This window comes from Legionella pelazae, from assembly GCF_052527395.1.
Genome location: NZ_JBNVZS010000006.1, coordinates 164251 through 191188 on the forward strand (window position 1 = coordinate 164251; position 26938 = coordinate 191188).

Genomic DNA, 26938 nt, shown 5'->3' on the forward strand with positions numbered 1-26938 from the left:
ACTTTAAATTGGTCGAATTAAAAATAGCCCATCAGCAATTGCTAGTAAACTTATATCAACTCGTTTGTCATTTTTTATTAACTCATTTAAGCGTTTAATTTCTCTGGTTTGACCGCCTGTTTCATTAGGATCGATGACTTTGCCATCCCAGAAAACATTATCAATCGCTATTAGACCTTGAGGACTTACTAGCTGTAAAGCAAATTCATAATATTGGATATAATTTGTTTTATCAGCGTCAATAAATATAAAATCAAACTGCTGACTATATCCCTCATCAATTAACTCATTTAAGGTTTGAATTGCTGGCGCTAAGCGAAGCTCAATTTTTTTTTCTTGGTTAGCTTTGCGCCAAAAATCATGAACTCTACTGGTCCATTCAGAGTTAATATCACATGTTATAAGCTCACCATCGTCAGGTAAGGCCAGCGCCATAGCTAGAGCACTGTAACCTGTAAATGTTCCTAACTCTAAGACTTTACGAGCAGAAATCATTTTTAAAATAAGCTGCATAAATTGCGCTTGTTCTGGCGCAACCTGCATATTAGCTAATGCCATTGTAGAAGTATATTCTCGTAGAGATTTTAAAACAGGATGCTCACGTAGTGAGATATCAAGCATATACTCATATAGCTTTGGTGTAAGGTTTAAATGTTTCATAGTCATAAGTTGCCTAAATTTATTTTTTATTATTTCTATAACGACAACACTATATTCTATTATTTTTAATTAAATACAAGCCTAGCTATTAACACTGGTAAATAGAGTTTATCTGGCTTAACTATATAAAATTAGATTTCGCTAAGTTTTATGCTAGTTTCTCTCTTGCTATCATGTCGGCAATTTCACTTGTTGGCCTGTTTTCCTGTTCTGAACGTTTGAATATTTCAATTAAGGAATCAGGAATACGTTCAATTTGCTGTTCAACTTCATCTTCATGTACGTGTAGGTATTTACTTGCAGCAAAAATTAATCCACCTGCATTAATAACGTAATCAGGTGCATAACAAATACCCCTCTCATGTAATAATTGACCATGATAGGTATGTGCTAATTGATTGTTTGCAGCTCCTGCAATGATCGGCGCTTGGAATTGCGGAATTGTAATATCATTAATAACCGCACCTAAGGCGCAGGGAGAATAGACGTCGCAAGGGATTTTATGAATGAGATCTGTAGTAGTAAAATTAGCACTAAATTCTTCTACAGCTCGCTCAACATTAGCTTTATTTATATCAGCAACTGTGAGCTTAGCACCCACTTGGTGTAGATACCCTGCTAAGGCATAACCTACATGACCTAAGCCTTGAATAGCAATATGTAAACCTTGTAAATTATCTCTGCCTAATTTAAAGGCAACAGCAGTCTCAATACCTCGAAAAATTCCTTTCGCTGTAAAGGGCGAAGGATCACCATTGTATCGTGATAAACTAGCTACATAAGAAGTATTCTCGGCAATGATGTCCATATCACTGAGTTGAGTACCACTATCTAACGCAGTAATGTAGCGTCCGCCAAGCTCGTTGATAAATTTACCGAAAGCATGAAAATAGGCTTCTCTATCAAAAGGTTCTGCCGGCTTGATAATAACTGATTTACCGCCGCCTAATGGTAAATCGACTAATGCAGCTTTAAAGCTCATGCCACGTGCTAGTCGCATAGCATCGTTTATAGCACTTAAGGTATCAGGGTACTCAATAAAACGGCAGCCGCCTAATGCTGGCCCAAGTTTGGTACTATGAATAGCGATTATCGCTTTCATGCCTGTTATAGGGTCTACTTTAAAGTGTAAGTCACCAAAACCATGTGCTAGAGCATAATCTAAAAAATCATCTTGCTTAAGTAGATCTATATTATTCTTAACCAATGTTTCCATCGACATCATTAGCATGGCTCCAGTGAATTTATGTGCCCACTTTATAGATCGATTCGCCTATTAAATCAATGCATTCTAATCTAAGCTAGCGAGATTATCTAAAAATAAGCTATTAAATTAATTAAGTAAAAGTTATCTGCTTAATAGACTAAACTTGATTAATTAGATTATAAGACATAAGACGACAATTGTTTATGTCTATGTTAGCATTAAACTAAAATAAGCATAGCTCAAATTCTTCGGAGATCCAGATGAAAAACATAACTAAAATAGCTGTGTTATTTTTATTACCGGCTCTTTGCTTTGCAAATAATTACCAACCTGATTTGCCGTTAGACAAAATTACCTTTCAGGTTTCTGCTAGGCAATGGGTTAATACACAAACTGCTTTATTAACAGTTGATATCAATGCGACGTTAACTAACGCTGATTTAGTAAAAGCGCGTACTGATATTATGGCTAATTTAAATAAAATTGCTGCGGGTGATTGGCATATAACGCAATTCAATCGTTCTCAAGATAGTTCAGGGTTAGAAAAATTATTTGTTGAAGCGCAGGCACGGATTCCTCAATCAAGCTTAACGAATGTATATCAAAATGCGAAAGCTATTACGCAGCCTGGAAGTACTTACTCTGTTAGCGCCATTGACTTTAAACCTAGTCTGGAAGAGATTCAACAAGTAAAATCTCGAGTTCGCCAACGTTTATATAATCTTGTTAGGGCTGAATTGACTCGCTTAAACAACACTTATAAAACGCAGCATTACTCCGTAAACAATTTATATATAATAGAAGGCGACACATTACCCCAACCCCAACAGCCCAGAGCTTATCAGGCTAAAGAAATGATAAACACTATGGCGTTTGGTTCAGCTCCTACATCTAATATCACAGTAAGTAATGAAATTATAATGAACGCCATAGTAGAAGTCGCCTCAAATCGCAATACGGAGTAAATAAATTGCACATAAGACATTCTGTTATTGGCCATCGTGGCGCATCTGCTTATGCGCCAGAAAATACATTTGCAGCGTTTAATCAAGCATTAGCGCTTGGTTGTAATTGTATTGAATTTGATGTGATGTTGAGTGGTGATGGTGAGCCGTTTGTATTTCATGATGAAGTTTTAGAAAGGACCACCAATGGCGAAGGTGGTGTGGGTCTAGTTAGTGCTACCTATTTAGCATCCTTAGATGCTGGCCTTTGGTTTTCTAAATCTTTTGCAGGAGAAAGGATTCCTCACTTTAGAGATATGTTGCTATGGCTTATAGAGAATGAAGTTAATGCAAATATTGAAATTAAACCTTATCCAGGTACAAGTGAGCAAACAGCAAACGTTGTTCTAGATTATGTAAATCGTTTCTGGCCAAAAAATAAAACCTTACCTTTAATTTCTAGCTTTGATTTACCAGTGCTAGCTCTCTGCCAAAGCCAAGCTCCCCATATTCCTTTAGGCTTACTTTTAGACGCCTGGGAAGATTTTTGGTTAGAAAAGGCGCAAGCTTTAAATTGCTTTTCTGTCCATATAAATGAACTTGCTTTAAATACCTATCGAGTTCAGGCAATTAAAAAGCAGGGCTATCAACTGTATGTCTATACAGTGAATAATAAAGAAAGAGCCAAGGAGCTTTTAAGTTGGGGCGTAGATGCCATTTTTAGCGATTATCCTGATTTATTATCATGAGACACTTTATTCTATTTTTAGTACTGGCTTTTCTAGGAAAAACTTGGGCTCAAAAAGTTGATATTGTTTTATGGCATTCTCTGGCAGGAAATTTAGGTGTTGTTTTACAACAGTTAGTAGATAATTTTAATCAAGCTCAGAAAGAATATGTTATTAAACCTATATATAAAGGTGAATATAATGATACAATCACCAGTTTTGCTGCTGCATTTAAAGCAAAGCAACCGCCAGCCTTAATACAGGTTTTCGAAGTAGGCACAGGTATTATGCTTGCGCCAGCAGGCATTATTAAACCGCTTCATGAAATTATGGCGGAACAAAATCAGCGATTACCAACAGAAAATTTTCTCCCAGCTCTTCTTTCTTTTTATAGTTATAAAGGCAAGTTGCAGGCGCTACCGTTTAATACATCTATTCCTGTTATATTTTATAATGCTGATGCTTTAGCATCAGTAGGCATTAATGATAAGAATTTTCCAGCAACATGGGATGAATTAGAAAACCTAGCCGCTCTTTTAAAAACGAAAGGTTATCAATGCACTTATACGTCAGCTTATCCTGCTTGGATACTTATTGAAGCTTTTTCTAGTCTGCATGGTCTACCTTTATTTGACTCTGAAGAACAAAAAGCAGTTTATAACAATAAAGCGGTTATTCATCATTTAGAGCGTTTAAGGCAATGGCAAAAAAAGCATTATTTTGACTATGGTGGCCGAGCAAGTGACGCTACGTCACTTTTTACAAGTGGAAAATGTGTTATGTATAGTCAATCTTCTGGTAGTTATAAAAGTGTATCGAAACTTGTTAATTTCCGTGTAGGCGTTGCCGCATTACCACTTGATCCTTCAGTAAGCCAGTTAAGATATAACAGTGTTAATGGTGGCGCGGCCCTATGGGCTGTTGCAGGTCAATCATCAAAAATATATGAAGGTATCGCTCAATTTTATACTTATTTATTAAAACCCCAAGTACAGCAGCGGTGGTATCAAAGTACAGGTTATATTCCTATTAGTATGAGTGGTGACTATGCCTTTATAATGAGGGATAATGTTCAACCTGTTCTGTCGTTAGCACAAAAAGAGTTAGCAAACTCTATCCCACAAAAGTTGCTTAATTTATCAACCATTCCTCAGAACCAGATTAGAAATATTAATGATGAGGCCATAGAAGCAATTTTCGCTGGCATTAAAACGCCTAAGGTCGCTATGGATGATGCTGTCACTCGTGCCAATTTCGCTTTAGCACGTTTCCTACGGAATACTAAGCATTAGACTTCTATTAGATTTTAAAAATTAGTTAGCTTCTTTTCTGCTGATTAAACTATTTAATACTTTATAAGTTAAGTCTTTTTAAAAACAAACGATAAGATTATTAATTTATAGGAATTAATAGTTAATTTTAATTGTAAATATTTTAAATAAAAGGCACAGAGGTGCTCGCATGAACCGGAAGCTAGCCGACACTGAACTTATTCTTTCTAATAATAAAATTTATCATCTTGATATTGGTGCAGATGATATCGCTGATACTATCCTAACGGTTGGCGATCCAAAACGAGTAGAAAAGGTAGCCAGCTATTTTGATATTGTCGAGTTTAAACATCAGCATCGAGAATTTGTAACTTACACAGGTTATTTTAATAATAAGCGAATTACTGTTCTTTCTACAGGTATTGGTACGCAAAATATTGATATTGTCATGAATGAGTTAGATGCGTTAATTAATATTGACTTTAAAAGTAGGAGGGTAAGCGATAAGCTTCGCTCTTTAAACATTATCAGACTTGGCACCACCGGCGCTTTGCAGGAGAATATTGCCTTAAATAGTTTTATTGTCGCCAGTCATGCTATCGATTTAACAGGCATTTTACTTTATTACAATCCTATTCAAAATGAAGAAGAAGAGGAACTAACGAATGCCTTTACTTCTTATATGAAGGGAAAATTACCTGAAACAACTTTTCTGGCTTATGCAAGCGATGAAAAAATTATGCAATCGTTTTTAACAAATTCAAGCTGCATAAAAGGAATTAGTGTGACATGTCATGGTTTTTATACGCCGCAAGGACGCTCATTACGAGCAGGCGCAATGACTTTTAACTTTACCGACTACTTAGCAAATTTCCCCTTTAAGATACCTCTCACTAACCTTGAAATGGAAACTGCTGCACTATACGGGTTAGCCAAAATGTTAGGCCATCGGTGTTGTTCTATTAATGTAACCATTGCAAATCGAATAACTAAGCAATTTACTTCTTCTGTGCAGCTTGCAGAAAAAAAACTAATTGAGTTTTCTTTAGAAACTATCGCAGCAACACCAGTAACAAAATAGCATTTTAGATTTCTTTTAATTAAAAAGACTGCATAAAGATATTTAATATTTTTATTAGGGACTGTTGACAATTCATTTTTTAAAAATGCCTAAAGCTCCTACGTTCTGCGGCTTGTCTAGCGTTGTTGCGTCAATAAGTTTGAGAGTTAATGATAGCCAAAATAGTCCTATACCCTCCGCGAACCCTGTGCCATTCCGCGAAATTCTGTGTCATTCCCGTGCAGGCGGGAATCTATTCAGCAATTAGCACTGAGATTAATTCCAAATGGATTCCCGCCTGCGCGGGAATGACATTCATTATCCACAACAAGGCAATACGTCGACTCGTTCACAAAATCCAAAATCCAGTTACATCATTGGAACCTGCAAACAAAGCCGTGCCACGTAGGGCTTATGGAGCAATTGTTAACAATTCCTATTAAAGAAGAATGCATACTAAGGAAAGTATTGCATTACAATATACCATTACTAAGGGCGATCTTAGCAGGTTCAGTAATATTGACTTGAGTATCTGGCTTTAAGGTCGCGTTAAATTGTGTACTTTCCTGAGTTTCACGTCCACAGTAAATAGAAAATTTAACCAAATTATTCTCCTTAACAACTTCTCTTGCAGTTAAACTAGAGCCTGCTAAACCTAAATGGTGCTCTTCTTGAATAATAGGTGCTAAATCTGTAGACGCTTCAAAATCTAATTTTAACGTATGCTGGTGTTCTTTTAAATTTATAAACCTTAACCTCGCCTCAACCTCAAGCCAATTTATACACAATTATACGCTTGCAGCTCTGCTGCGCTTTACTTGAGCAATTACGATAAGATATTAATTCCTTCTGTTGAACTTCCAATGCAAAATAGTTCTAATGATTGTGAAACACATAATACTTATAATAAAAAATAAATAGATTTTAACCAAAGTCGTATTTACCGCATTCCTTTTAGAGTCTTTTAGTTAAGAAATTGTAGTCCAATTCCCTTATAAAATAAATGCTTAGTGATCATAATTGGAATAATATGATTATCTAATATACAATTATTTTAGATAAAGAAAGGAGAGGGAACATGAAAAGAAACATAAAGGGAATCATTCTTTTATCATTACTTAGTAGCCTAACGGCCTGTGGCTTCGTTACAACAGGTGTTAGTGATTATACTACTGTCTATAATCCAACTACGGCAGGTTGCTGTAATGCAGTAGTTGTCAACCAACCTTGCTGCAATAGAGTAGTTGTGAAGCCCGTCGTTAAGAAAGTAGTTGTAAAACCTGTTGTTAAGCGCTCTTGTTGTGCTACTAAAGTGGTTAGGCCAGTTGTAACTACACCATGCTGTTCTTCTGTAGCTACCTCCGTTTACGATACGACAACTATTGTTAATACCGAGCCTGTTGATATCACTACAGTAAGCTATGATTATTATTAACTTAAAATTTAAAGATAATGCCTTATAAGGCATTATCTTACCATAACTGTCATTTATGTTATTATACAGCGTCACCCACTAAGCTCTATACTGCATTGCAAGCTCACTCGGCTCGGTCATGTACTTAGTTGTACACTCCTTCGCCTCGCTTTACTCTGAAACCTAAAATATAGAAAAATAAGACATCTAGCCCAAGACCAACGAGCCAACTTAAAAGTGAATAAACACTACTTAAAGTTAGCATTTAGGTGGCTATTAACTTATTGAAATAAACTTAATTGCTGATAAGGATTATCTATTTTAGTTATTTTTTTGCTAAGTTTATTAGTTGGCTTTTTTGCTGGATAGGTCGAACTAAGCTTAGCAGTTACTTCAGTATCATTCTTATAAGTATATTTATCTAGAAAGGCAAGAAGGGTAAGAAGTAATAAATTATTTGTTACCATAGAAACAAGTTTATAGCGTTGTTGTAGATAGCTTTGTATGAAACTGCAAAGTTGCTCAAAGGCATTATTGTAGGAGCTAAAAGCGATTAACCTTTTTTGACTATTTCTAAGTCGTAAGCCAGAAGAAATAACAATAGTCCAGTCCCCTAATAAATCCTTTTCTAAGCAAAGATTGTAATATCTTTCTGCTTTTTCAAAGCGTAGCTGGCACCAGCTGCAATCATAATGCAAAGTAATTTGATAGAGCCACAAAATATTACTCAACTTAGGTCTCATTATAAAAATAATCTTTGCTGCCATACGGTTATATTAGCACGATTCATTAAAGGTATTAATTAACAGATTTAAACTTAATTAAAGCGTTGACTGCATTAAAGGCTGAGATATAGCCACATAGACAAGGATTGTTGCTAGCAAGATTTGCTTCTAACTCATCTAGGCTTAAGCCAGCGATAATACCATTACCAACAACCATGCTTTGAAGTGCAAACTGGGTAAAACAAGTACTAACATGATTCATGATGTAATGGTAATGATCTAAGTTATTTTTAAGAATTAAACCTAATGCGATATAACCATCAAAAGGGTTTTTCTTGTGATAATGATTAATAATAAAAGGAATTTCATAGCTACCAGCATTGATACTCTCTACTTGGTATTGATAAGAAGTCTCTTTAACCATGTCTAGACAATTTTGTAGTTGCTTTGCTGATAATTCTGGATGGATATTAGATGATACAATTAATATTTTAGCCATGAAAAGATTGCCTAACTAAATACTCCAGCTAACTTTAACATGCATTTTAAAAAAGTAAATCTGAAATACTATTTTTTAATCTTACCTATTTAAAGATTACGTATTGCACAGAATAAAGTCTTTCCGTTTTAATCTGATAAACCTGCGACCAGGGAACAAGTCTAAACGGTGAAAAGGTTTCAATAATTTGGAAGTTTAATTTTTCTAGATAATAAGTTGCCCATATAAGTGATTTCTGTCGTTTCAATAAGCCTCCAGTTTAAAATTGGCAGTTAGTAAAATTATATTTTAGATGATTAAACCTTGTGTTTGTTTCTTATTTTTAAAAAATTTTACAAAAAAGGTTTTGGTTAATTTTGGATTAATTGTATTAATGCGAGTAAATTCTTCGGTAAAGCCACATTTTTTATAAAATTCAGGCGCCTGAAAGGCACTCGTACATAAATTAATATTATTAAAACCCTTATCTTGAAAATGCATTTCAAGTGCATTAATTAATGCTCTACCATAGCCTTTACCACGATAGGCACTGTCTACCCAGATATCATCAATATAAATTTCTGCAAAAGCTGTGAACGCTTTAATTATACCGCAGGGAATAATCTTTTTATGATATAAAACAAGTGAGAAAGGTTTATAGTTAACATCAATCCCCTGTCTAGACTCATAGTGGATTAAATCTCTTACCATTTGTTGTTCAAGTTCTTCATCGAGCTTATCTACAAATTGGATTTTATAATTATCATGTTTACTGCTCTCCTCAACCTGTATATGAGCCGTCGTATTAAAGCGGAAAATATAACGTTTAGGTTGGTGAGGATCATAGTTAATCGTTTCAATCGTTTCTTCATACTGCTCATGCGTATAATGGGCAATACACTTGCGCCAGAAAGTAAGTGCTCTTTTATTTTCTGGTATTACAGATACTTCCCAATGACCTTGATGCCGTTGCCAAATTTGAGAAGTCACAAGGCGACCTATGCCTTTGTCTTGAAATTTTGCCAGTATAAAAAATTCACCCATATTCCAAGTTGTGTCAGTAAAAAAGCCTTCCTGATTTAAAAGTACAAATCCTGCCATTTCATTATCTATCTTAATTAAATAAGCACAGCGATCTGTCTTTATAAAGTAATTCTTAAAATCAAAGCTTTCATAAAGCCCGTCTTGAGGACACGCCCAATCATCGGAAATAAAACCGCACTCACGTGAGAGTTCATAAACATAAAAGCGAGCCATATTTTGGATAGTAGGATAGTCATCTAATGTCGCGGTCACTAATTTAGGTAAAAGGTTTTTAGTAAATTTTTTCATACCGTCTCTCATGATTAAAGCTCATGAACAATTTATTCTAAGAGCTACGTGTTACAACGTATTCGCGGCATCCTAGGAAGCTGAAATTAACTTAAGTTATTGCTAACCCTCACATTCTATGTGCCGCGAACAAGTCATAGCTCCGTACGTAACTTGTAGGGGAATAGGAAGCAAATTTCTTTTATTAGAAGTGGCTTAAGCAGCTATTTAGTTTATATAATATTAAATTTTTGTAAAAACTATATACTTAAAGTACAGTTAATAATCTTATAGTATAATATACATATAGTTGTATTATAGGTAAGAATACCATGCCTACTAGAGAATCAGAAAATGTTCCAGCTGCGACAGCAGAATCAGATCATGTTATAAAGCTCAGGAGATTATTACAGCGTTTCGATCTATCAGAAGATGAAAGGAAAGAGGCACTTAGCCTAGTTAATAAGCTGACTGAAGAGGAGATTAAAAAAACAAATAGGGCAGGTAATCATTTGGTTGATATAGCTATTATAGAATCTCATGTAGAGATTGCAAACGCAATAATCTCAAGATATGCCAGATTAATTAAGGACTCCACAATTAGACCTTTAGAGATAGATTTTAATAGGGGAGATACTTTTTTACCCAGGAGTATCTCTCTAACTTTAGCAAAAGCCCATTAGAGTCGATTATGAACCGTACTTCAATAGTAGCATATATGGGATTAATAGATATTCAAAAAAACAAATACATTCAATCTATTAAGCAAGAAATGAGAGAACTTAGAGTAATGGCTGCTGTAAAACTTGCCAAAGTGACTGGAGATGACGACCTTAGAGACAGGCTATTAATTATGGCTTATGGATATCAACAAGATCCTTCCGACGTGAATTTAAAATCCTTAAATGGAGCTATAAAGGCAGCTAAAGATAATGGATTTACACGAATTGATACACCCATGGGAGAACAAGCACGTGCTGCTGTAGACGTAGTACAGAGACTTGATGGTGAAGTAGACCAATTTTCAGATGCTACAAGAGTAAATCACCGGCCATTATCAGAATTTATAAAGACCACACAGGAGATTGTGGATAACACGGCTCCTCTTTTTCAAATGGGCTCTGGAATTAGAGAGACACTAGCTCGCATTGTTAATAAAATAGTAAGTGTAGTCGCTAAAAGTAAGCCTTTTGATGAGAGAAATGAAGCTGAAAGAAAAATCGACCGGCTTAAAACAGTGGTAGACTCTTCTCATTCTAGGTTTTTTGGGGGACAGCCTAAACCTGAGAAAAAGACGGGAAATAGCCCAGAAAAGGTTAGCCAAGTTACTTTAAGATCATAATTAACATCCTTGATGATTTGTGTATTGTCAAAAGCTATGAATCATATCAAACGCCGGTTGAGTGAGTTGTTGTTCTGCTTTTTTCTAATCAATTTCTTCTTTATCTAATTTAGTATGGACAAAGAATCCAACTTGTTTAAATTAAAGAGGATACTTCAGCATGTAATCCCATAGATATACTTAAGTAAACAGTTTTTACCCCAGGTTAGCCCCTAAATATCATTAAATTTGCACTGAGCTTTGGATCACCCTTTAAAAGTTGTTTAAAATTTGAACTATAAATTATTTTAGAATTTAGCAATTTTTGCTAACGTTAAAAATGCTTTTTTAATTTGGGCAGGTTTATGTTTAGCAGAGATAAAAAGCCGCAAACGAGCTAAATTTTCTGGCACAGCAGGATAGATAATAGGTTTGATATTAATTTCCTGTTCCATACACCGCTTTGAGATAGAAATACATTGTTTAGAGTCACCAATAATAATGGGTAAGATAGGCGTATAATTATTTAACCCTATGTCAAATCCATACTGAAGTGCTGTTTCTCGTGCTAACGTGCTTAGTTCTTTTAAGTGCGTAATTCTTTGCGGTTCTTTTCTTAAGATTTGAATTGCAGCTAAGGCTGAGGCTGCACTAGCTGGTGCTATTCCTACCGAAAAGATAAAACCGGGGCAGGTAAATTTTAAGTACTCAATGAGCTCTTCTTTTCCGGCGATATAACCACCAATGCTGGCAAGTGACTTACTTAATGTTCCCATCCAGATTTCCACTTGGTTAGGATCAATATTAAAATGCTCACTAATGCCTGCGCCATGGTTGCCTAATACACCTAAGGAATGTGCTTCGTCTACCATAAGCCAGGCGCCATGTGAATTTTTAACGTTAATAAAATTGGCTAAATCAGGAATATCGCCATCCATGCTATAGATACCTTCTAAAATAATTAGTACTCGCTTATAGCGGTGCCGATTTTCTCTTAAAATATTATCGACTGTTTGCCAATCATTATGCGGGAAAGCCATACGGGTAGATTTCGAATAAACAGCGCCTAAGATTAAGCTGTTATGAGCCAGTTCATCATGTAAAATTAAATCATCTGGGCCATATAAGTGTGCAATGGTACTTACATTAGTAGCATGACCTGTGTTGAATACAACAGAATCATCGACACCGATTAAATTGGCTATTTCTTGTTCTAACTGTTGGTGAATAATTTTCTCACCGGATACTAATCGACTAGCAGATACAGAAGTTCCATATTTCCTAGTCGCCTCAATAGCTGCTTTTAAAATTGTAGGGTGATTATTTAGGCCTAAGTAATTGTAAGAGGTAAAATTAATATATTTTTTGCCGTCAATAACACAGGTGTCACTTGCTATGCCTTCCTGCTTATCAAAAAAAATATTACTGCCTAAAGCTTGTTGCATCTTTTTTAACTGTTGATAAGGAGGAAATTGTTTAAAGTCAGTATAAATAGAGTAGTCAGTTTTTTTATCAGCTTGTTTGAGAATTAAATCAGGTGCTGCTATTTCTAAGTTGGGCTTTATATTTTGATCTGTTATATGAACGTATATAGATTGGGAAAGTTCGGTAATATTTTCTTGATTCAAAATAAAATTATCATCAATTGTTATTAAAAATGTATCTTCAATTTCTGCAAAAAGAGCCTGTAGATGTAGAGAGTCAAAACCAAAACTAATTAAAGGCTGTTCTCGATCTATCTGATGTGGGCTTTGTTTTAAACAATTTGCTATCTTAAAAGTTAGCCATTTCTCAATATCATTTTGATAAATTTGCTCTCTATTCATTGTATGACCTCAGCTTCTAAACACCACTGATAAAGTAATTTTAATTGCTTATTTTCTAAGAGTTGTTTGGTATAACTTCGCCTAATTTTGCCACTGGTTGTTTTAGGGAGTGTTTTAGGGGGAAGAAGAGTGATTGAATAAGGGTCTAAACTATGATGTAAATTAATATTAGCTCTAATTTTCTGAATAATATTTAAGTATTCATTTAAGTTTGTAGGTTGTTTTAACTCTGTCACAATAGCTAATTTTTCTTGCCCATTCGAGATATGCGAGAAAGCAGCGGTGCAACCTAAACGGATCAAAGGGTGAGCGTTATGTACAACTAGTTCAATATCATGCGGGTAGTGATTCTTTCCACTGATAATGATTAGATCTTTAATCCGACCTGTAATATATAAGTTACCATTAAATAAAAAGCCAAGATCGCCTGTTCTAAGATAGATTTGGTTAGAGTCACCATCATTTAAAGTTGCCTGATAAGTTTCTTGTGTTTCTTGTTCTTTTTGCCAATAACCTAAGGTAACGCTATCACCCTTTAGCCAAATTTCACCGATTTGACCTTCTGGGCATTGTTCTAGCGCATCAGAGACAATAATTGTTGGCACTTTAGGTTTGCCGCAACTGACTAATATGGTGGAATCATTATTTTGTTTATGGTTAAGAACAACTTTATGTTGCTTTAAGTTCTCTTTTTCAACAGATAAATAAGTGAGAGTATCATCTTTGTCTTTGCCGCTGACATATACAGTCGCTTCAGCAAGTCCATAAATAGGGTAAAATGCTTCTTTATTAAAATCATGTTCCTTAAATTTAAGGTAAAAATTATCTAAAGTTTGGTAATTAATAGGCTCTGCGCCATTGTAAGCCACTCGCCAAGAAGCCAAGCTAAAATTGGGCGCAAGCTGTTTAGAATCAATTTTTCTTGCACACAATTCAAAAGCGAAATTAGGCCCGCCACTAACCGTGGCCTGAAAGTCTGAAATAGCATTTAACCATAACTGAGGATGGCGAAGAAAGCTAATAGGGGACATCATAAGAATTGGAAGATGGGCATAGACGGGAAACAATAAGTTACCAATTAATCCCATGTCATGATAAGGAGGTAACCAAGAAACCATTCGATCATTTTCTTTTTCACCGATTGTTTGGAGAACCAGGCTTAAATTAGCTAATATATTACGATGACTGACCATTACCCCTTTCGGCATTGCAGTTGAACCAGAGGTGTATTGTAAATAGGCAATATCGTTAGATTGAATTTTTATTGGTTTATATTTTTCTGCAAAATTTTTATTGGCTTTGCCAATGTCTAACCATCGAAATTTTTCAAAATCCCACTCACATAATTCACTTGCTTTATTTGAGAATTTATAGGCTAAATTCTTTAACAATTTATTTGAAGAAAGGGTTTTAAATAGACTTAACTTCTTTATATTAGAAATAATTTCTTGGTTTGATAGAATAAGTTTAGGCGTGGAATTAGTGATAATAGCTTGTAATTTTTCTACGGTATTTTTGTCAAAAGGAGGGTAGGCGGGTACAGCAAGAACACCAGCATAAAAGCAAGCCCACAAGGTAATAATATAATCTATTCCAGGCGCGAAAATCATTAAAACCCGATCGCCAGGCTGTGTATATGCTTGTATTAAAGCAGCGATAGGTAGAATTTTGCGCCTAATTTCACAAAATGACAAGCAAACGCTATCTTTTGCAAGGCCAGTGGCTGAGTAATAATATAATGGATTATGCGGAATATTCTGGCAGCGCTCGTTAAACAAATCGATGATATTACTAAAAACTGAATTTTTGCGCATATAAGTAACCTCATAAAATCAGGTTCCTTAGGCGTTTTTCTTGTTTATTGTTTTGCTAGGTTTCTAAGGTCTAATTCATCTTTACAGAAATTTTTGTATGTTTTTGTATATTAAAGCAATATTAGTATCTTAATTTCTAAGTTATGAGCTTAACACTGATAAGCAACTTACCACCTCAAATGATTTAATAAGGATACCTTTAGATGCCCTAAATTTTTCTGAAAAATACTTTGTTAAATAAATAAAGTGTAGCAATTAAAATCTGTTTGTGATGAAGATATAAAAGAAAAATTATTTTTATGTCAAATTCGTGTTAAATATATTTTATAAATATTACTTTAAACTCGCTGATTCTAAGCATCCACAATAGTTTAAAATGAATCTAATTGTAGGCTTTTTATCAGCGAGTTTCTACTTAAGTACTTTTATCAATAAGCTAACTTGTTAAGCTCTATTAAACTTTTATCGTCTTGCGGTCATATCCCATTGATCTAAAATAGCTCCCTCAGAACTAATGGAAAACATCTTACGATCTCGTCCTTCAATTTCCATTAAAATGAAATGACGAGTACTACTTGTTTTCACAAATTCTGGACGATCACCATTTTGTACCTCTCGAGGCGTAACTCCCCATGCGCCATCCCCTGCATATACTGTGCCTCTGCATGGATCTACTTTTCCTTGAAATAAAGGATAAGTTCTTTTATATGCATGATCATGGTGTTCAAAAGCAATATCAAGACCATATTTTTCAAACACCGTTCCCCAATCTTTTCGAATTTCTAGAGCTTTTGAGCGATTAAAAGAGCGTACTGAAGGATAAGCGCCTTGGTGATAAAGGGCAAAGAGATGAGGACGAGATTGATTTTCAGCAAGGACAGCATCTAACCAGCTACTTTGCTCTCCGGCAATATCATAAACATTATCTGCATCTAGCATAACCATTAACATTTCTTTCCCAAATTTTAATGCATAGTATGTTTTACTTGCTGGATTGGTAGTGGGGAAGAAGCTATAATAAATAAGCTTATTAGCTGGGAGACCCTCTCCGCCGTCTACTTCGTGATTTCCAATGGCAGGGACCATAGGTATTAAGCGTGCATTCGGGCCACGCATTGTTTTCCACCAAATATTAAACCATCTAATCCAAGTCTTAACTCCTGATGCTTTATGTCCAGCATAAGCCAAATCCCCGCCTAAAAAAGCACATAAGGGATCATAGCTAGCTACAAGTTTATTCATAGCAGTAAAGTTTGTATCTCCATTATAGGTATCGCCACCAATAGCAAAGCGGATTGGCTTATCAAAGGTCTCTGACATGGTTTTAAAAGTATAAATCTGAGCTTGGTCGGTCTTTAATGAAAATTCATAAGTAGTGTCTGGATTTAACCCATTTAAACTTACACGATGTACTTGATAACTACTATCCAGAGGTAAAACAATATGCCTACCAGTGACAGGAATCCAATCTGCAGTTGCGAGAGGACGATATTGTAAAGCATCATCATCATCACTACTGTTAGTAATCCAATTAATAGTCATTGTGGTATGAGGATCAGATTGCCAAGTTAAATAAACAGCATCTGGTTCTGCGGCAAAGAGAAAGAGGGGAAAAGCACTTAACAAGATGATGATCACCCTACATTTTTGCAGTATTCCTTTCATAGTCATCCTTAATTTATTATTCTTATAAGTTATATTTGTATATTTATAGTTCAGAGCCGATTAAGGCTTGCCCTAATTTATATTATTTTTGCTAAAGATAAAAGAGCGATTATAGGGCATTGTGGACTTTAAGTTCTAAAATCCAATACAAACGGATAGAACAATGCTTTAGGTAAAATTAGGTTGAAAAAATAAATGCAAGAAGGAAATTTTTGTTTCTTTGCAGTAAGAGCCATTTCTTGTAATCTTTTGCTGAAATACGGTTAACTCATAAATGAGCTTAGCTTCTTCAAGAAGCGTTTTCCTTAATTCGTATTCGCTTATTAATAAATTAGTATCTTCTTGAGATGGTTTCTTGAAAAATATAGTCGATACTTCTGCGAATTTCTGCGGGATCAATCTGGTTTATATCTATGCCATCAATGTAGATTGCTCTTGGATTTTTAAATAATTAAATATCCACGAGCAATATTGTTTAAATGGCAGTCTGCATCATAAGGTTTATCTTACCAAGGATATTTCACTTGACTTTGAATCATTCTTAGATGTGTTGTTGTTAAATAAAATAAAAAGATTGCCAGTCTTGTTCTGTGATGAAGCCATTTTATCTAAAATAAGTTTTTCTATTTCTGTATGGCCCATAATATGGGCTATCTCATGAGGCAGAATAGGCAAACTATCTTCAGAGTCAAATACTTGCCCCTTGCTTGTTATAAATTCTTTAGCTCTGGCTAATGTTTCTGGTCCGATATCCGCGGCAACCAGTATTAGTGATTTACTGCTTGCTTGATAGGCGTGAAAACGACAAGCATTGGTTTCTAACAAATAAGAGACAACGTCAATTTTACCTTTTCCTGCTGCGGCAAAAAGTGGCGTTTTTCCCTCTTTTTTAGGCTCGTCTACTTTTGCGCCTGCTTTTATTAATTCTTGCAATATATCTAGGCGGCCCCAGTCTGCTGCGATACAAAGTGGGGTTGTACCAGAGCTTGTGGGCTCGTCTACCTTTGCGCCTGCTTTTATTAATTCTTGCACTGCTTCTAGGTTACCCCGTTGCACTGCAAGAAAAAGAGGCGTTTTACCATCTTCCATTGGTTCATCTAGCTTCGCCCCCGCATTTATTAATATTTTTATTAATGCTAATTGACCCTTTTGTACCGCAATATGAAGCGGCGTAGAGCCATCATTAGTTTTTTTATTTACATCAGCGCCAGATTCCAGCAATGCCTTAATTGTCTCTAGATGACCTTCGTAGGTAGCGACGTGAATTGGCGCAAAGCTATCAACTTCTGTATTCACACTTTTGGCGCCTAACCTTATCAATTCCCTTACGGCTAGTGCATGACCAGTTTGTGCTGCAATGTACATTGGAGTCGCCCCTTTTTTATTGGGCTCGTCTATTTTTGCACCTGCCTTTATTAATAATTCAAATATGTGATAGTGTCCATGTTGTGCTGCGAAGTATAGTGGAGTTATGCCCCTTTTATTGGTCGCGTTGATCTCTGCTTTTTTTGAACTTAATAATGCCTTCATTGTCGTCAGGTTCCCATTTTGTGCCGCAACATGTAGCGGCGTGGCTCCATCCTCATCCACCTGATTTACATCGGCACCCAACCCTATCAATTTTTGAATGGCTGCTAAGTTATTCTTGGTTACCGCATAGCGAAGTGGAGTTATACCTTTTTTCGTCATTTTGTTGATTTTTGCGCCTGATTTTATGAGTACTTGAATTATTTCTATATGACCTTCTAACGCTGCCATATGAAGTGGCGTAGTGCCATCATCAGTTGATTGGTTCACATCGACACCTAATTTTATTAATTTCTGAACGACTTCTAGGTTACTAGTTCTTATTGCGAAGAAAAGCGGAGTTATACCTTTTGCATTGGGTTTACTGATGTCTGCGCCTAACTTTTTTAATTCAGCAAGGAGCTGTGTTTTGCCTGCTAAGACTGCCACCTGCATTGGTGTATAACCGTTCTGATTAAATGCATTAAGCAGTCCTAAGCAATGCAAACTTGCAACTGCGCCACTATTCCCTTCCCTTAATTGCTCATCAAGTTGGGCTCGCCTATTTTGCATAAAGTTTTCTATAAACAGTTGTGAAGGAGAGTTTGGTTTAAGGCGTTTTTTCAAGGAAGTTGCTAACTGATTAGGCATATTTTCGGTTTCATAATGGAGCAATCCCATGAATACATCTTGTTCCCTTTGTTGCATTGCCGTTGGCTTTTTCCATTGACAAACGACTTCTAAGCGCTTCTTTAGTGCATCTAAGAGTTTGTCTTTTATTTTCGCGTGCTCAGGGTTTTCAAGGTATTCCACTAAACTACAAGCAGGCCATGTTTCATTGATTGTCTTTAAAGGCGTGTTAAACAAGTATGTTCTGGCCTCATTACTCTCAATGAAATTTCCTAGGATCCCTGGTTTATCAAACAAGACTTCCTCGATAGGATGTAAGGGTTTTTGTTTTCTGTTTTTCTTTCTGCCAACTTGGGTGCTTTGGGCTGGGATTTGGGTCGTTTGAGTTGAGGGTTGAGTCGCTTGAATTGGAGTTTCATTGTTGACGGTTACTTTTGGTTCATCCACCTTCTTTTCAGGCTCTACGAATCGCGCTCTAATCTCTTGTGCTTGCTCTTTTTGTCCAAGCTCTTTTTCAAGGTAGTCTGCTCGCGCGAGCCATTCCTCTTTAGTGGAGTTAGTGGGTGTGCTTTGGGTGTGGGCTTGTAGCGGCTTGTCGGTAATAAACTGTTTGAGTTTGTTTCGGATGACATGTTTGTGATCTTTATCGTCTGGTTGATAAATGGATAACGACACTTCGGCTCGCGTGGTTGCCACAAAAAACTCATTAAATAAGTTGTTATGGCGAATGTTTCCGGCATTGTTTTTGGGCGTTTCAGTAGGTTGTTTTTGTAACTCAAAATCGTTACCGATGATTTCATTGGCAGCTTTAAAGCCGTCTTGATCTAAAAAGCGATACAACAACACGTGTTTGGCTTGTAATCCTTTCATGGTGGTTGGCGTAAAGACGCGTTCAGGGCCAAATAAGCGCTGTGCCTCTTCCAGAAACTCATCACAAGTGATGACCACAAAGTGCACGTTGTTTCTATCTTCTCGCAGCGGTTTGAGGTCGGCTTCCTGACTTAACCAATGTACCGCACCGGGTTGCTTTAAATCTTGATTGGTAGTGACGTAAGCCAATTCATTTTTATCCACGAAGGACGACCCAATGGCCTGGTATTTAAACTGCAGCACCGCATTAGAAACCTTAATGATTTCTTCTGGGCAACGATAAGAGCCTTTCAACTGCACATGAGTGGTGACATCTTTTTGATATTTTTCCCAAAAAAGAGACCGGATAAAGGGTAATGTGGTTTCACTACCAAATAAACGTTGGTGGTCTCCAACACAAAAAATGAGATTATCTTTGGTTAAGGCGTCCTCTTCCAATAATGGTCGCTCCACCAGGGATTTAATTTGTTCGCGCGATAAATCTGGCGTTTCTTCCACGCCAATAAAATCATAGTGTTCAGTTAATTCGATAGGTTGGAAGGCTAAATCAATTTCGTGGTTATCTTTTAATTTTTGTTCGTAGTGTTTATATACGTCCCACAGCCAAGCACGTGTTTTTTCCTCGGGAAACAAGGAAAATTTCCGGCTCACCAGGTTGCTATAGTCTTCAAAGGACTTATAAGCGGACATGGTGTGGAATTCTTGATAAATGAGTGGCGCTTCGCTTACTGCAAGCGGCAACTCCGAGTTCTCACGGGCATTTAATTTACGTTGTGGCGCAGTGTAGCTTCTATACCAGGAGATAAAGTCTTGTTCACCTTTAAAATTAGTCGCTCCATGCTTAAGGGTATAAAGCTCTTCTGGGGTTTTAAACGTAACACACTTTGAATCAATGGGTGTGTCTTTAAATTCTTTTTCATAAATATCTGCCCATTCCCGGCGCAGCTGGTGAACTAAATGTGCTGACTTGGCAATCACTAAAATACGCGGTGGCTCGCCACGCTCTTCACACCAATGCATGATGTTTTGCTTGATAATCGCTAACAAGACACTCGTTTTTCCAGAGCCCGGTGCGCCACTGATGATTAAGGGCAGGGACGTTTTGCCTTTGATTCTAACTTCTTCTTGCCCCTCATCTAATAAGATATATTGCTTGTTACAAAATTCTACCCGACTTGACAGTACAAACTCTGTCTCCTCAATCTCTTCCTTACCTGATTTATTATTGTTGTTACTATCCTGATTTATGGCTGACATGAGAATAGTTCGTTCCATATCGTCTAATGGGGTAATGTCAGGGTATTCATGATTGGGTAAGATGTCGGTCACGACCCAAACTTGACCTTCTTTAGTGGCTATTGGGCAAAGGACAATTCGACTGGCGTAGTTATGCCTGATGGTGTAGGTTTTTTGCTCACCTAGCGTGCCTTGTAATTTTTCTAGATTTAAGCCATGTGAGGGGATATCTTTCATGAATTTGGATAAAGTTTCTTTATAAGATTCAAAGTCTTTGCCTAGTTTTTTTTCTAGGCTCGCGCGGATTAATATTTTTTTAGGCATATCTAAAAACCGTTAAATTGAGTATTTAATGACCAAATTGTAACATAAATAAACTAATGAGGTCAATGCCTTTAGGCCTGCCTAATAATAAGATCAACTAAATGTGCATTCAGAAAGATTTAAAACGTTGCAGTTTAATTGTTTATTCGCACATACAAAAAAACATAGGTCGCTATTAAGGCGTGTCATCAATTAAGCCAAATGACAGAAGCAGCCAAATAAATTCGCCAAGGAAACTACCAGAACATCAGCCCCTTCAAGGTCATGAGCGCGGCCTGGGGTAAGATGAAAAGCAAGTAGAATAACTATTTTCAAAATAAATTAATATCAATTTAATTGATGACACGCCCTAGTTAATTTAGTTATGATAAATTTTATATTTTTAATATTTACCGCTATTTCCTACCTATATTTTGCTGTTATAGGAAAATTACCGAATTTATTTTCGGGTAGTTTTAAAGTAAAGAGATGTTTTACTTAATTCTAAGCAGCGCTTTTACTTGCTTAAAGTTTAAAAAATTTTATTCATTAGATGAAACTAAATATTGTACTAGTATTAATTGTATAAAATATAAACATGCTGTTGGCTAACAAGGGTTAGGAACAATGGGCAAAACTTATAATACAAGACGTAGTCAAAACACCATTCATAATGAAGAGCCGAATAGAAAACGAAAACTACCTACCGCTGATCCTTTTCCTAATCAAGATGATAAAAATAGACACTCAGCAAGTCGAAATGTTAAAATCTTTAAGAAGTTAAAAACAGAAAAAGAAGAAGTTGAAAATCAAAGCGCTAAGCAACAATCTAAAGTAACTAAACATCGTGAAAGCGGTAATAATCAATCTCTCGAAGAGCCCATAGTAAAGAGATCGCAAGTTCAAAGAGAGCAGTATGGTGTCAAAATAAGAAAGCAAGGGCAGACTTTCTTTTCAGAAAAGAAATCTGTTTTAGCGGTTGATATGCCACCCTTTAAAAAGAAAAAAGCAGAACTTAAAAAATCGGTTGTTCAGGAAGAGCTCAAAGTAGGTTTAAGAGAAAAGCCAGTTAGGATCGACATGAAATTGGAAACTCATCAAGCATCCAGTAGTATTGTGCAAATACCTTCTGATGCAGATTTTGCCACTTTTAATGGAATGCCAGCTGGTTCAGAAAAGGATGATGAAACACAAGATCAACAGCAAAGATTAACTAAAATCCTTAGTGTGATTAAAGAGAGCCTCTTACCTATTAAGACAACTGGTTATGCAATGTTAGAAAATTGGCAAGTTTTATTTAAAAGTATTGCTTTACGTCAGCCTGATGCAAAAAGGTTATTTGATGAAATTGATCCAAATGATCCAATAAAAAAAGCTTTGTTAGCTACTCATTCAGCAAAATATGTTAAAGAAATAATGGATAAATGTATTAATTCCCAGCCCAATTCTGATGAGTTAGCAGAGGATGATATCCGCATCAATAACCAAACGTTTGAAGTTTTAATCAAAGATATTGCAACAACAATAGCTAACTTTAAACAGCATAATATTATATTTAATATTGGATTGCCCACTCATCATGCTTATCGTGAAAAAGCAGCTGGTTTTTGTATTTTTAATAAAGTTGCCGTACTTATTCATTATTTTGAACATGCTAACAATGTTATTTGTGGCTTAGATGTGAATGAGGATGATGGCTTGCGGAATACTTTAAATACCAGTGAATTTTCTGAGTCGCGCACTATACTTCACTTAGATAGCTATGACCCCCGCGTTTATCCCTATTTTAATCCTCAAGTTATTGATGTAATACCTGATGAGTCTAAAAATAAACAGTATGTCTATGTGCCAGTTCATTTAAATAGCGAAAATAATACCAGAAGGAAAGCTACAGATAGACATCCTGTTATGGTGGCATTGATAACCCGGATTGATGAGGCTTGTCGAAGTAATCCAGAGGATATTGCTATTTATTTAGTTCTTGGCTGGGATTCCCATGGTGAAGAAAAAGCAGGGTGTGCCAGAGATCTTTTTTACAAAATAGACAAGAGAAAAAATGAAATGCTTTATCGAGATCTCTCCTTCGCTGAGTCTAGAAAAAATCGATTTAACGATGAAGATTTTGAATACTTTTATACGGAACTAAAAGAAATTATTAATAAATACAAAATTTCCTTTGTTTATATTAGCCTGGAGGGAGGCTATACAGCAGCAGTTAATAGGAAACAAACCGAAATGCTTATTAAAAATCTGATTGCTCAGGGGAGAAGACCACGCGAGGAATCTAAAGATGAGGCTACTAAACTAATAAGAATGTAAAGCGTGAGTATAATAATATTGGTTAATTTTATGCATCTGGTATATACGAAAATTCATCTATTACCTTTCCTAATTGTAATTGATTATTAAGTGCTACGATTAGCTCACTTTTTTCATCGTCACTTAAAGAAGCGATATTGTCATAGTCATGATTAGGTAGAAGATCCGTGACAATCCATACTTGGCCTTCCGTACCGATGGGACAAAGGGCAATCCGACTTTTTTGATTATGCCTGATAGATTGAATAAGGCTTAATTAAGGTGAGTTACTTAGAGAAATGCAAATAATATGTAAATTTAGTAGTTAGGTAAAAAATAAACATATTGTGCAGGTTAAAATGCAACTTAATTAATTTTAATGTATTACTTTTTATGTATGAATATTCTGAGTTAGAGAGTACCCGCTCTAAATTGACTGCTTTAAATTTTGAAATCGATTTAGTACCAAAAACTCAATCTGGTGCAATTGATTTAACAAAAGCTGAGCGGCTTGCTGAAGGTGGGACCCATATACTTTATCGGTTTCCGAATGCTCCTTTTGTTATTAAATTAATGAAACAAAATCCTACTTCTGAAGAGCTTGCTGAGTTAGAGAAAAAATATGCTGTTTTATATACGTGTTTTGATAAAGATGACAAACAACGCTGTATTCGAGAACAACATGTTACGTTTTTAGTGCAGTTGCCAGGAAAAAGAGCCCAAAGTGCAGCGCTATCTATTGTTCCCTATGAAAAGTGCTTTAAAGCGAAAGTAAAATTTGATTTTAAAATAGAGCCAACAGAATTGGATCCCTATTTAATTGAAAATAACCAACACTTTTTCGAAAAAATAAATAAAACGCTTATTCAGGCAAAGGATAAAATTGATTTTGATCTGAATAATTATGGCAATCTAGATGTACGAATGGGAGCAATTTTGCAGCGCTTAGACACTGATCCTAAGCTCAGAGAAGTTATGGCTGAATTTTTAAATCATTATCGAGATTTTTATCAAAAAACGAATATCATTTTAGATGCCATGGGATATGAGAATATTCTCTTTTTTAAAGATGAACAAGATGAATGGCAATTTAAAATTGGCAGTGTCATCAAACACGATACAGGTAAATACACCAACGAGTTATTTGCTACCTTACAGACTGGAAAGCCAGTTGATTTAACTAATTTTGTTAATTTTACACATGCTTATTTTTCACCAGCAAATATTAGGGCTGTGAATGTCTGCGCAAGGAAACTGGGTTTAGAGCCTGTTATTAGTGATGTAACGATTGATTCAAAATATTTGATTAATATATCTCAGCAATTATCAATAGCAGAACGCATGCTTGCCTATGCCAAACATGGCGATTTTACAAGGATGAATAGAATACTTGCAGAAAACAAAGATAAACTAAGCTTTAGCCTTAGAGACTTCTGGGCTTATTCACTAATAGCCGATGAATATATCAAACATGGTCAGCCACCAAGAGCCCTTAAAAGTTATCTCGATCTTGTTAGCACATTACCTATTATTTTACCTGAAAAAGAAGATGATAAAAAACGGATGCAAGAAGCAAAAAAAGCATTAATAGACCGAAAAAATATATGTGATAAAAAAATAGAGCTTCATAAAGAACTTATTACAGTATTACCAAGATTTAGTATTTGGTCTTTAACACTCGCTGAGGAAAAGGCTAATCAAACTGAAAAAGTCACCTGCTCTTTGAATAACAATTAATGATTAATATGGCTTTAATCTCCTGTCTTTTAAAAAAGAGTGATCAATTTTTGTTACTCTAAATTAGTTTAATCATTGCGCCAAAGCCAAGAGAAACAATACCATATTGGTAATAAAGGAGTAATTGGAAAAAATTGACAGTAGAGAGATAATTTTCTGGTAAACACTCTGGCTCGGATAACTATATAGCTTTTATAAAAATAGTTTTATTGTTTAATTGTAACAATGTATTGGTGCTGCCAAGACTTGGCGCTTGTGGCGTAGTGCCAAAAAATTGATCTATTAGTACCTGCTCACTTAATTTGTTTAATTCTTGATTAACTAAGTGATAATTATCAATACGTGTTTGCCAAATATCTTGTCGATGGGGGTTATTATTTTGCATGGATTAAATCTCTTAGCATATAAACCATTTGTTAACTCAATTAAATTACTGTATACCAAGGCAGTATTGCCACCCCCAGTGATTTAAAAAAGCAGTTGTATCTAGTTCATCTTGGCTCTTGGTTGTATTCTTTTCTAGAAAAATTTGCTCTAAATAATAACGGCTATCTTCAAGAAATCGTTGCAGTCGATAAAATTTACATAACTCTAGATCAATAGTTACATGAGTATTAAATTTAGAGTAAAAATTAAGCAAGTTATTTTCTTGATAATGCCAGAGATCACGTTCAATGGGTGCAATTTTGATACTATCCCAATCAACTAACCATACTTCATTTTGAGATTGTAAAACATTGTAATGATGCGGATCGCCATGCGTAATGGCTAGAGGAATATCATTTTGTTGAAATTGAGCTTGCCATAACTTAAGCTGAGTTAGTTTTTCATTTAGCTGGTTTTTGAAATTATTTAATCGTAATATTAAGGTAGGCGCATGAATATTATCCTTAATGGAGATCTTTTGATTAAGCCAATTTTCTAAACCAAGTGCATAGGAAATATCAAAATTTTCTTGGTCAAAATTAGGAAATTCTGCAGTCGGAATTTGATGAAGTTTAGCCAATAGAGAGGCTAATTTTTCAGCTAATAATTGATTTGGAAAATAAGAAGGATGTGAGCCTGCAATATAATTAAATAACATTAAAATGAGCTTAGGCGTAGTAAAGCAAAAAGTGCCTGTTGAAGTTTGAATTATTCGGGGTACATAATCAAGACCAAACTTATATCTAAATTGATAGAGGGCAATTCCGGTATAATTGAGTAATTCAATGTTAGGATGAATGGGTACTAGCGTTTGATTTCTCGGATATACTTTTAAAAAAAATTTTTTATTATTCTCTGTTTGAACAATAAAGCTGTAAAAAGAGCCTGTGTCAATAAAATCAATTTGAGTTGCTTTAAAGGCATATCCTTGGGTAAGAAGATTAATTAATTGCCGGTCAGAATACTTTAATTCATTACGTCGCATAACATCTCCTAAATTCTAATAAAATGCATAGTGTACTAATATTAAACCAAAAGTGGTATTTTATTGAGTTACCGTTTTGAGCGATATTAACACAAAGCTAAATCACAGCTGTTAGGCTTTTGCCACTCATTAAATCCTAGCCTCGTAAATACCTTTTTCTATTTACTATTAAGGAGCATTTTATGCAAAAGATAAATCTTAAGGAAAAATTTGAACTATTTAATGACTATTGGTCACCTAAAATTGCTGGGGAAATAAATGATTCCTATGTAAAACTAGCCAAATTTAAAGGAGAATTTGTTTGGCATACCCATGAAAATGAAGACGAGTTATTCTTGGTTATAAAAGGGCAATTAGTGATTCAGCTTAAAGAAAAAGAGCTTCAACTTAATGAAGGAGAATTTGTAATTATTCCTAAAGGAGTTATGCATCGTCCCATGGCTAAAGAAGAGGTACATGTGCTGTTACTTGAACCTAAGACAACTGTAAACACGGGTAATGTAGAAGATAATAAATTAACTAA

General features: G+C 35.4%; 22 protein-coding genes. 10 read left to right on the forward strand and 12 right to left on the reverse strand.

Translation table 11 applies throughout. From position 1 onward, the window contains the following. Positions 1–3: 3 nt before the first annotated feature. Together ACQUW5_RS08515 and ACQUW5_RS08520 are read right to left on the reverse strand one after the other, a co-directional pair. A complete protein-coding gene (locus tag ACQUW5_RS08515) occupies positions 4–660 on the reverse strand; it encodes a class I SAM-dependent methyltransferase (protein ID WP_444990809.1) in 657 nt (218 codons plus the stop codon). Between the two features lie 148 nt (positions 661–808). Then, a complete protein-coding gene (locus ACQUW5_RS08520) occupies positions 809–1885 on the reverse strand; it encodes a Leu/Phe/Val dehydrogenase (RefSeq protein ID WP_444990810.1) in 1077 nt (358 codons plus the stop codon). Between the two features lie 242 nt (positions 1886–2127). Here ACQUW5_RS08520 and ACQUW5_RS08525 point away from each other — a divergent pair, with 242 nt between their 5' ends. The 4 genes from ACQUW5_RS08525 to ACQUW5_RS08540 all read left to right on the forward strand — a co-directional run bounded on the left by ACQUW5_RS08525 (position 2128) and on the right by ACQUW5_RS08540 (position 5891). Beyond that, positions 2128–2832 carry a hypothetical protein gene (locus tag ACQUW5_RS08525; RefSeq protein ID WP_444990811.1) on the forward strand — a complete coding sequence of 235 codons (705 nt, stop codon included), beginning with the start codon at positions 2128–2130 and terminating at the stop codon, positions 2830–2832. A 5-nt stretch (positions 2833–2837) separates the two neighbouring features. Beyond that, a complete protein-coding gene (gene ugpQ / locus ACQUW5_RS08530; protein WP_444990812.1) occupies positions 2838–3560 on the forward strand; it encodes a glycerophosphodiester phosphodiesterase in 723 nt (240 codons plus the stop codon). Beyond that, complete coding sequence (locus ACQUW5_RS08535; RefSeq protein ID WP_444990813.1) at positions 3557–4831, forward strand: extracellular solute-binding protein; 1275 nt, start codon at positions 3557–3559, stop codon at positions 4829–4831. The genes ugpQ and ACQUW5_RS08535 overlap by 4 nt, the downstream gene beginning before the upstream one ends. Before the next feature lie 169 nt (positions 4832–5000). Beyond that, on the forward strand, positions 5001–5891 hold the full coding sequence (locus tag ACQUW5_RS08540) for a nucleoside phosphorylase (RefSeq protein WP_444990814.1): 891 nt from the start codon (positions 5001–5003) through the stop codon (positions 5889–5891). A 452-nt stretch (positions 5892–6343) separates the two neighbouring features. On the opposite strand, the gene ACQUW5_RS08545 is transcribed toward ACQUW5_RS08540, so the two are convergent. After that, complete coding sequence (locus tag ACQUW5_RS08545) at positions 6344–6658, reverse strand: hypothetical protein (RefSeq protein WP_444990815.1); 315 nt, start codon at positions 6656–6658, stop codon at positions 6344–6346. Positions 6659–6948: 290 nt separating this feature from the next. Between ACQUW5_RS08545 and ACQUW5_RS08550 the strand changes: the two genes are divergently transcribed. Further along, complete coding sequence (locus ACQUW5_RS08550) at positions 6949–7305, forward strand: hypothetical protein (protein ID WP_444990816.1); 357 nt, start codon at positions 6949–6951, stop codon at positions 7303–7305. A gap of 260 nt (positions 7306–7565) precedes the next feature. Here ACQUW5_RS08550 and ACQUW5_RS08555 read toward each other — a convergent pair whose 3' ends face one another. From ACQUW5_RS08555 to ACQUW5_RS08565, 3 genes are all read right to left on the reverse strand, one after another. Then, positions 7566–8015 (reverse strand): hypothetical protein, encoded by a 450-nt coding sequence (locus ACQUW5_RS08555; RefSeq protein ID WP_444990817.1) that lies wholly within the window; start codon positions 8013–8015, stop codon positions 7566–7568. A 67-nt stretch (positions 8016–8082) separates the two neighbouring features. Next, complete coding sequence (locus ACQUW5_RS08560; RefSeq protein ID WP_444990818.1) at positions 8083–8508, reverse strand: 6,7-dimethyl-8-ribityllumazine synthase; 426 nt, start codon at positions 8506–8508, stop codon at positions 8083–8085. Positions 8509–8796: 288 nt separating this feature from the next. Beyond that, the gene (locus ACQUW5_RS08565; RefSeq protein ID WP_444990819.1) at positions 8797–9819 is read right to left on the reverse strand and encodes a GNAT family N-acetyltransferase; all 1023 of its coding nucleotides are present in this window, start codon (positions 9817–9819) and stop codon (positions 8797–8799) included. 311 nt (positions 9820–10130) lie between these two features. On the opposite strand from ACQUW5_RS08565, the gene ACQUW5_RS08570 reads away from it, so the two are divergent. Further along, the gene (locus ACQUW5_RS08570) at positions 10131–10481 is read left to right on the forward strand and encodes a hypothetical protein (RefSeq protein WP_444990820.1); all 351 of its coding nucleotides are present in this window, start codon (positions 10131–10133) and stop codon (positions 10479–10481) included. Positions 10482–10489: 8 nt separating this feature from the next. Further along, on the forward strand, positions 10490–11140 hold the full coding sequence (locus tag ACQUW5_RS08575) for a hypothetical protein (protein WP_444990821.1): 651 nt from the start codon (positions 10490–10492) through the stop codon (positions 11138–11140). Positions 11141–11427: 287 nt separating this feature from the next. On the opposite strand, the gene ACQUW5_RS08580 is transcribed toward ACQUW5_RS08575, so the two are convergent. The 4 genes from ACQUW5_RS08580 to ACQUW5_RS08595 all read right to left on the reverse strand — a co-directional run bounded on the left by ACQUW5_RS08580 (position 11428) and on the right by ACQUW5_RS08595 (position 20903). After that, entirely contained in the window at positions 11428–12945 is a 1518-nt protein-coding gene (locus ACQUW5_RS08580) for an aminotransferase class I/II-fold pyridoxal phosphate-dependent enzyme (protein WP_444990822.1), read from the reverse strand. Then, positions 12942–14759 carry a fatty acyl-AMP ligase gene (locus tag ACQUW5_RS08585; protein WP_444990823.1) on the reverse strand — a complete coding sequence of 606 codons (1818 nt, stop codon included), beginning with the start codon at positions 14757–14759 and terminating at the stop codon, positions 12942–12944. The genes ACQUW5_RS08580 and ACQUW5_RS08585 overlap by 4 nt, the downstream gene beginning before the upstream one ends. Before the next feature lie 462 nt (positions 14760–15221). Next, positions 15222–16424: a purple acid phosphatase family protein gene (locus ACQUW5_RS08590; RefSeq protein ID WP_444990824.1), complete on the reverse strand. Its 1203-nt coding sequence runs from the start codon at positions 16422–16424 to the stop codon at positions 15222–15224. 501 nt (positions 16425–16925) lie between these two features. Further along, positions 16926–20903: an ankyrin repeat domain-containing protein gene (locus tag ACQUW5_RS08595; RefSeq protein ID WP_444990825.1), complete on the reverse strand. Its 3978-nt coding sequence runs from the start codon at positions 20901–20903 to the stop codon at positions 16926–16928. Between the two features lie 693 nt (positions 20904–21596). Here ACQUW5_RS08595 and ACQUW5_RS08600 point away from each other — a divergent pair. Next, complete coding sequence (locus ACQUW5_RS08600; RefSeq protein WP_444990826.1) at positions 21597–23288, forward strand: arginase family protein; 1692 nt, start codon at positions 21597–21599, stop codon at positions 23286–23288. Between the two features lie 372 nt (positions 23289–23660). Next, positions 23661–25004 (forward strand): hypothetical protein, encoded by a 1344-nt coding sequence (locus ACQUW5_RS08605; protein WP_444990827.1) that lies wholly within the window; start codon positions 23661–23663, stop codon positions 25002–25004. 181 nt (positions 25005–25185) lie between these two features. Here ACQUW5_RS08605 and ACQUW5_RS08610 read toward each other — a convergent pair whose 3' ends face one another. Further along, positions 25186–25389, reverse strand: a complete 204-nt coding sequence (locus tag ACQUW5_RS08610) for a hypothetical protein (RefSeq protein WP_444990828.1) — start codon at positions 25387–25389, stop codon at positions 25186–25188. 45 nt (positions 25390–25434) lie between these two features. Then, a complete protein-coding gene (locus tag ACQUW5_RS08615) occupies positions 25435–26415 on the reverse strand; it encodes an aminoglycoside phosphotransferase family protein (protein WP_444990829.1) in 981 nt (326 codons plus the stop codon). 182 nt (positions 26416–26597) lie between these two features. Here ACQUW5_RS08615 and ACQUW5_RS08620 point away from each other — a divergent pair. Further along, a partial coding sequence (locus ACQUW5_RS08620) for a cupin domain-containing protein (RefSeq protein ID WP_444990830.1) occupies positions 26598–26938 on the forward strand: 341 nt, incomplete at its 3' end.

Excerpts from the sequence above, each read along its gene's own strand:
- ACQUW5_RS08515 (WP_444990809.1), bottom strand. The coding sequence starts at position 660 with ATGAAACATTTAAACCTTACACCAAAGCTATATGAGTATATGCTTGAT.
- ACQUW5_RS08520 (WP_444990810.1), bottom strand. The coding sequence starts at position 1,885 with ATGATGTCGATGGAAACATTGGTTAAGAATAATATAGATCTACTTAAG.
- ACQUW5_RS08525 (WP_444990811.1), top strand. The coding sequence starts at position 2,128 with ATGAAAAACATAACTAAAATAGCTGTGTTATTTTTATTACCGGCTCTT.
- ACQUW5_RS08535 (WP_444990813.1), top strand. The coding sequence starts at position 3,557 with ATGAGACACTTTATTCTATTTTTAGTACTGGCTTTTCTAGGAAAAACT.
- ACQUW5_RS08540 (WP_444990814.1), top strand. The coding sequence starts at position 5,001 with ATGAACCGGAAGCTAGCCGACACTGAACTTATTCTTTCTAATAATAAA.
- ACQUW5_RS08550 (WP_444990816.1), top strand. The coding sequence starts at position 6,949 with ATGAAAAGAAACATAAAGGGAATCATTCTTTTATCATTACTTAGTAGC.
- ACQUW5_RS08560 (WP_444990818.1), bottom strand. The coding sequence starts at position 8,508 with ATGGCTAAAATATTAATTGTATCATCTAATATCCATCCAGAATTATCA.
- ACQUW5_RS08565 (WP_444990819.1), bottom strand. The coding sequence starts at position 9,819 with ATGAAAAAATTTACTAAAAACCTTTTACCTAAATTAGTGACCGCGACA.
- ACQUW5_RS08570 (WP_444990820.1), top strand. The coding sequence starts at position 10,131 with ATGCCTACTAGAGAATCAGAAAATGTTCCAGCTGCGACAGCAGAATCA.
- ACQUW5_RS08575 (WP_444990821.1), top strand. The coding sequence starts at position 10,490 with ATGAACCGTACTTCAATAGTAGCATATATGGGATTAATAGATATTCAA.
- ACQUW5_RS08580 (WP_444990822.1), bottom strand. The coding sequence starts at position 12,945 with ATGAATAGAGAGCAAATTTATCAAAATGATATTGAGAAATGGCTAACT.
- ACQUW5_RS08585 (WP_444990823.1), bottom strand. The coding sequence starts at position 14,759 with ATGCGCAAAAATTCAGTTTTTAGTAATATCATCGATTTGTTTAACGAG.
- ACQUW5_RS08590 (WP_444990824.1), bottom strand. The coding sequence starts at position 16,424 with ATGAAAGGAATACTGCAAAAATGTAGGGTGATCATCATCTTGTTAAGT.
- ACQUW5_RS08595 (WP_444990825.1), bottom strand. The coding sequence starts at position 20,903 with ATGAAAGATATCCCCTCACATGGCTTAAATCTAGAAAAATTACAAGGC.
- ACQUW5_RS08600 (WP_444990826.1), top strand. The coding sequence starts at position 21,597 with ATGGGCAAAACTTATAATACAAGACGTAGTCAAAACACCATTCATAAT.
- ACQUW5_RS08605 (WP_444990827.1), top strand. The coding sequence starts at position 23,661 with ATGTATGAATATTCTGAGTTAGAGAGTACCCGCTCTAAATTGACTGCT.
- ACQUW5_RS08610 (WP_444990828.1), bottom strand. The coding sequence starts at position 25,389 with ATGCAAAATAATAACCCCCATCGACAAGATATTTGGCAAACACGTATT.
- ACQUW5_RS08615 (WP_444990829.1), bottom strand. The coding sequence starts at position 26,415 with ATGCGACGTAATGAATTAAAGTATTCTGACCGGCAATTAATTAATCTT.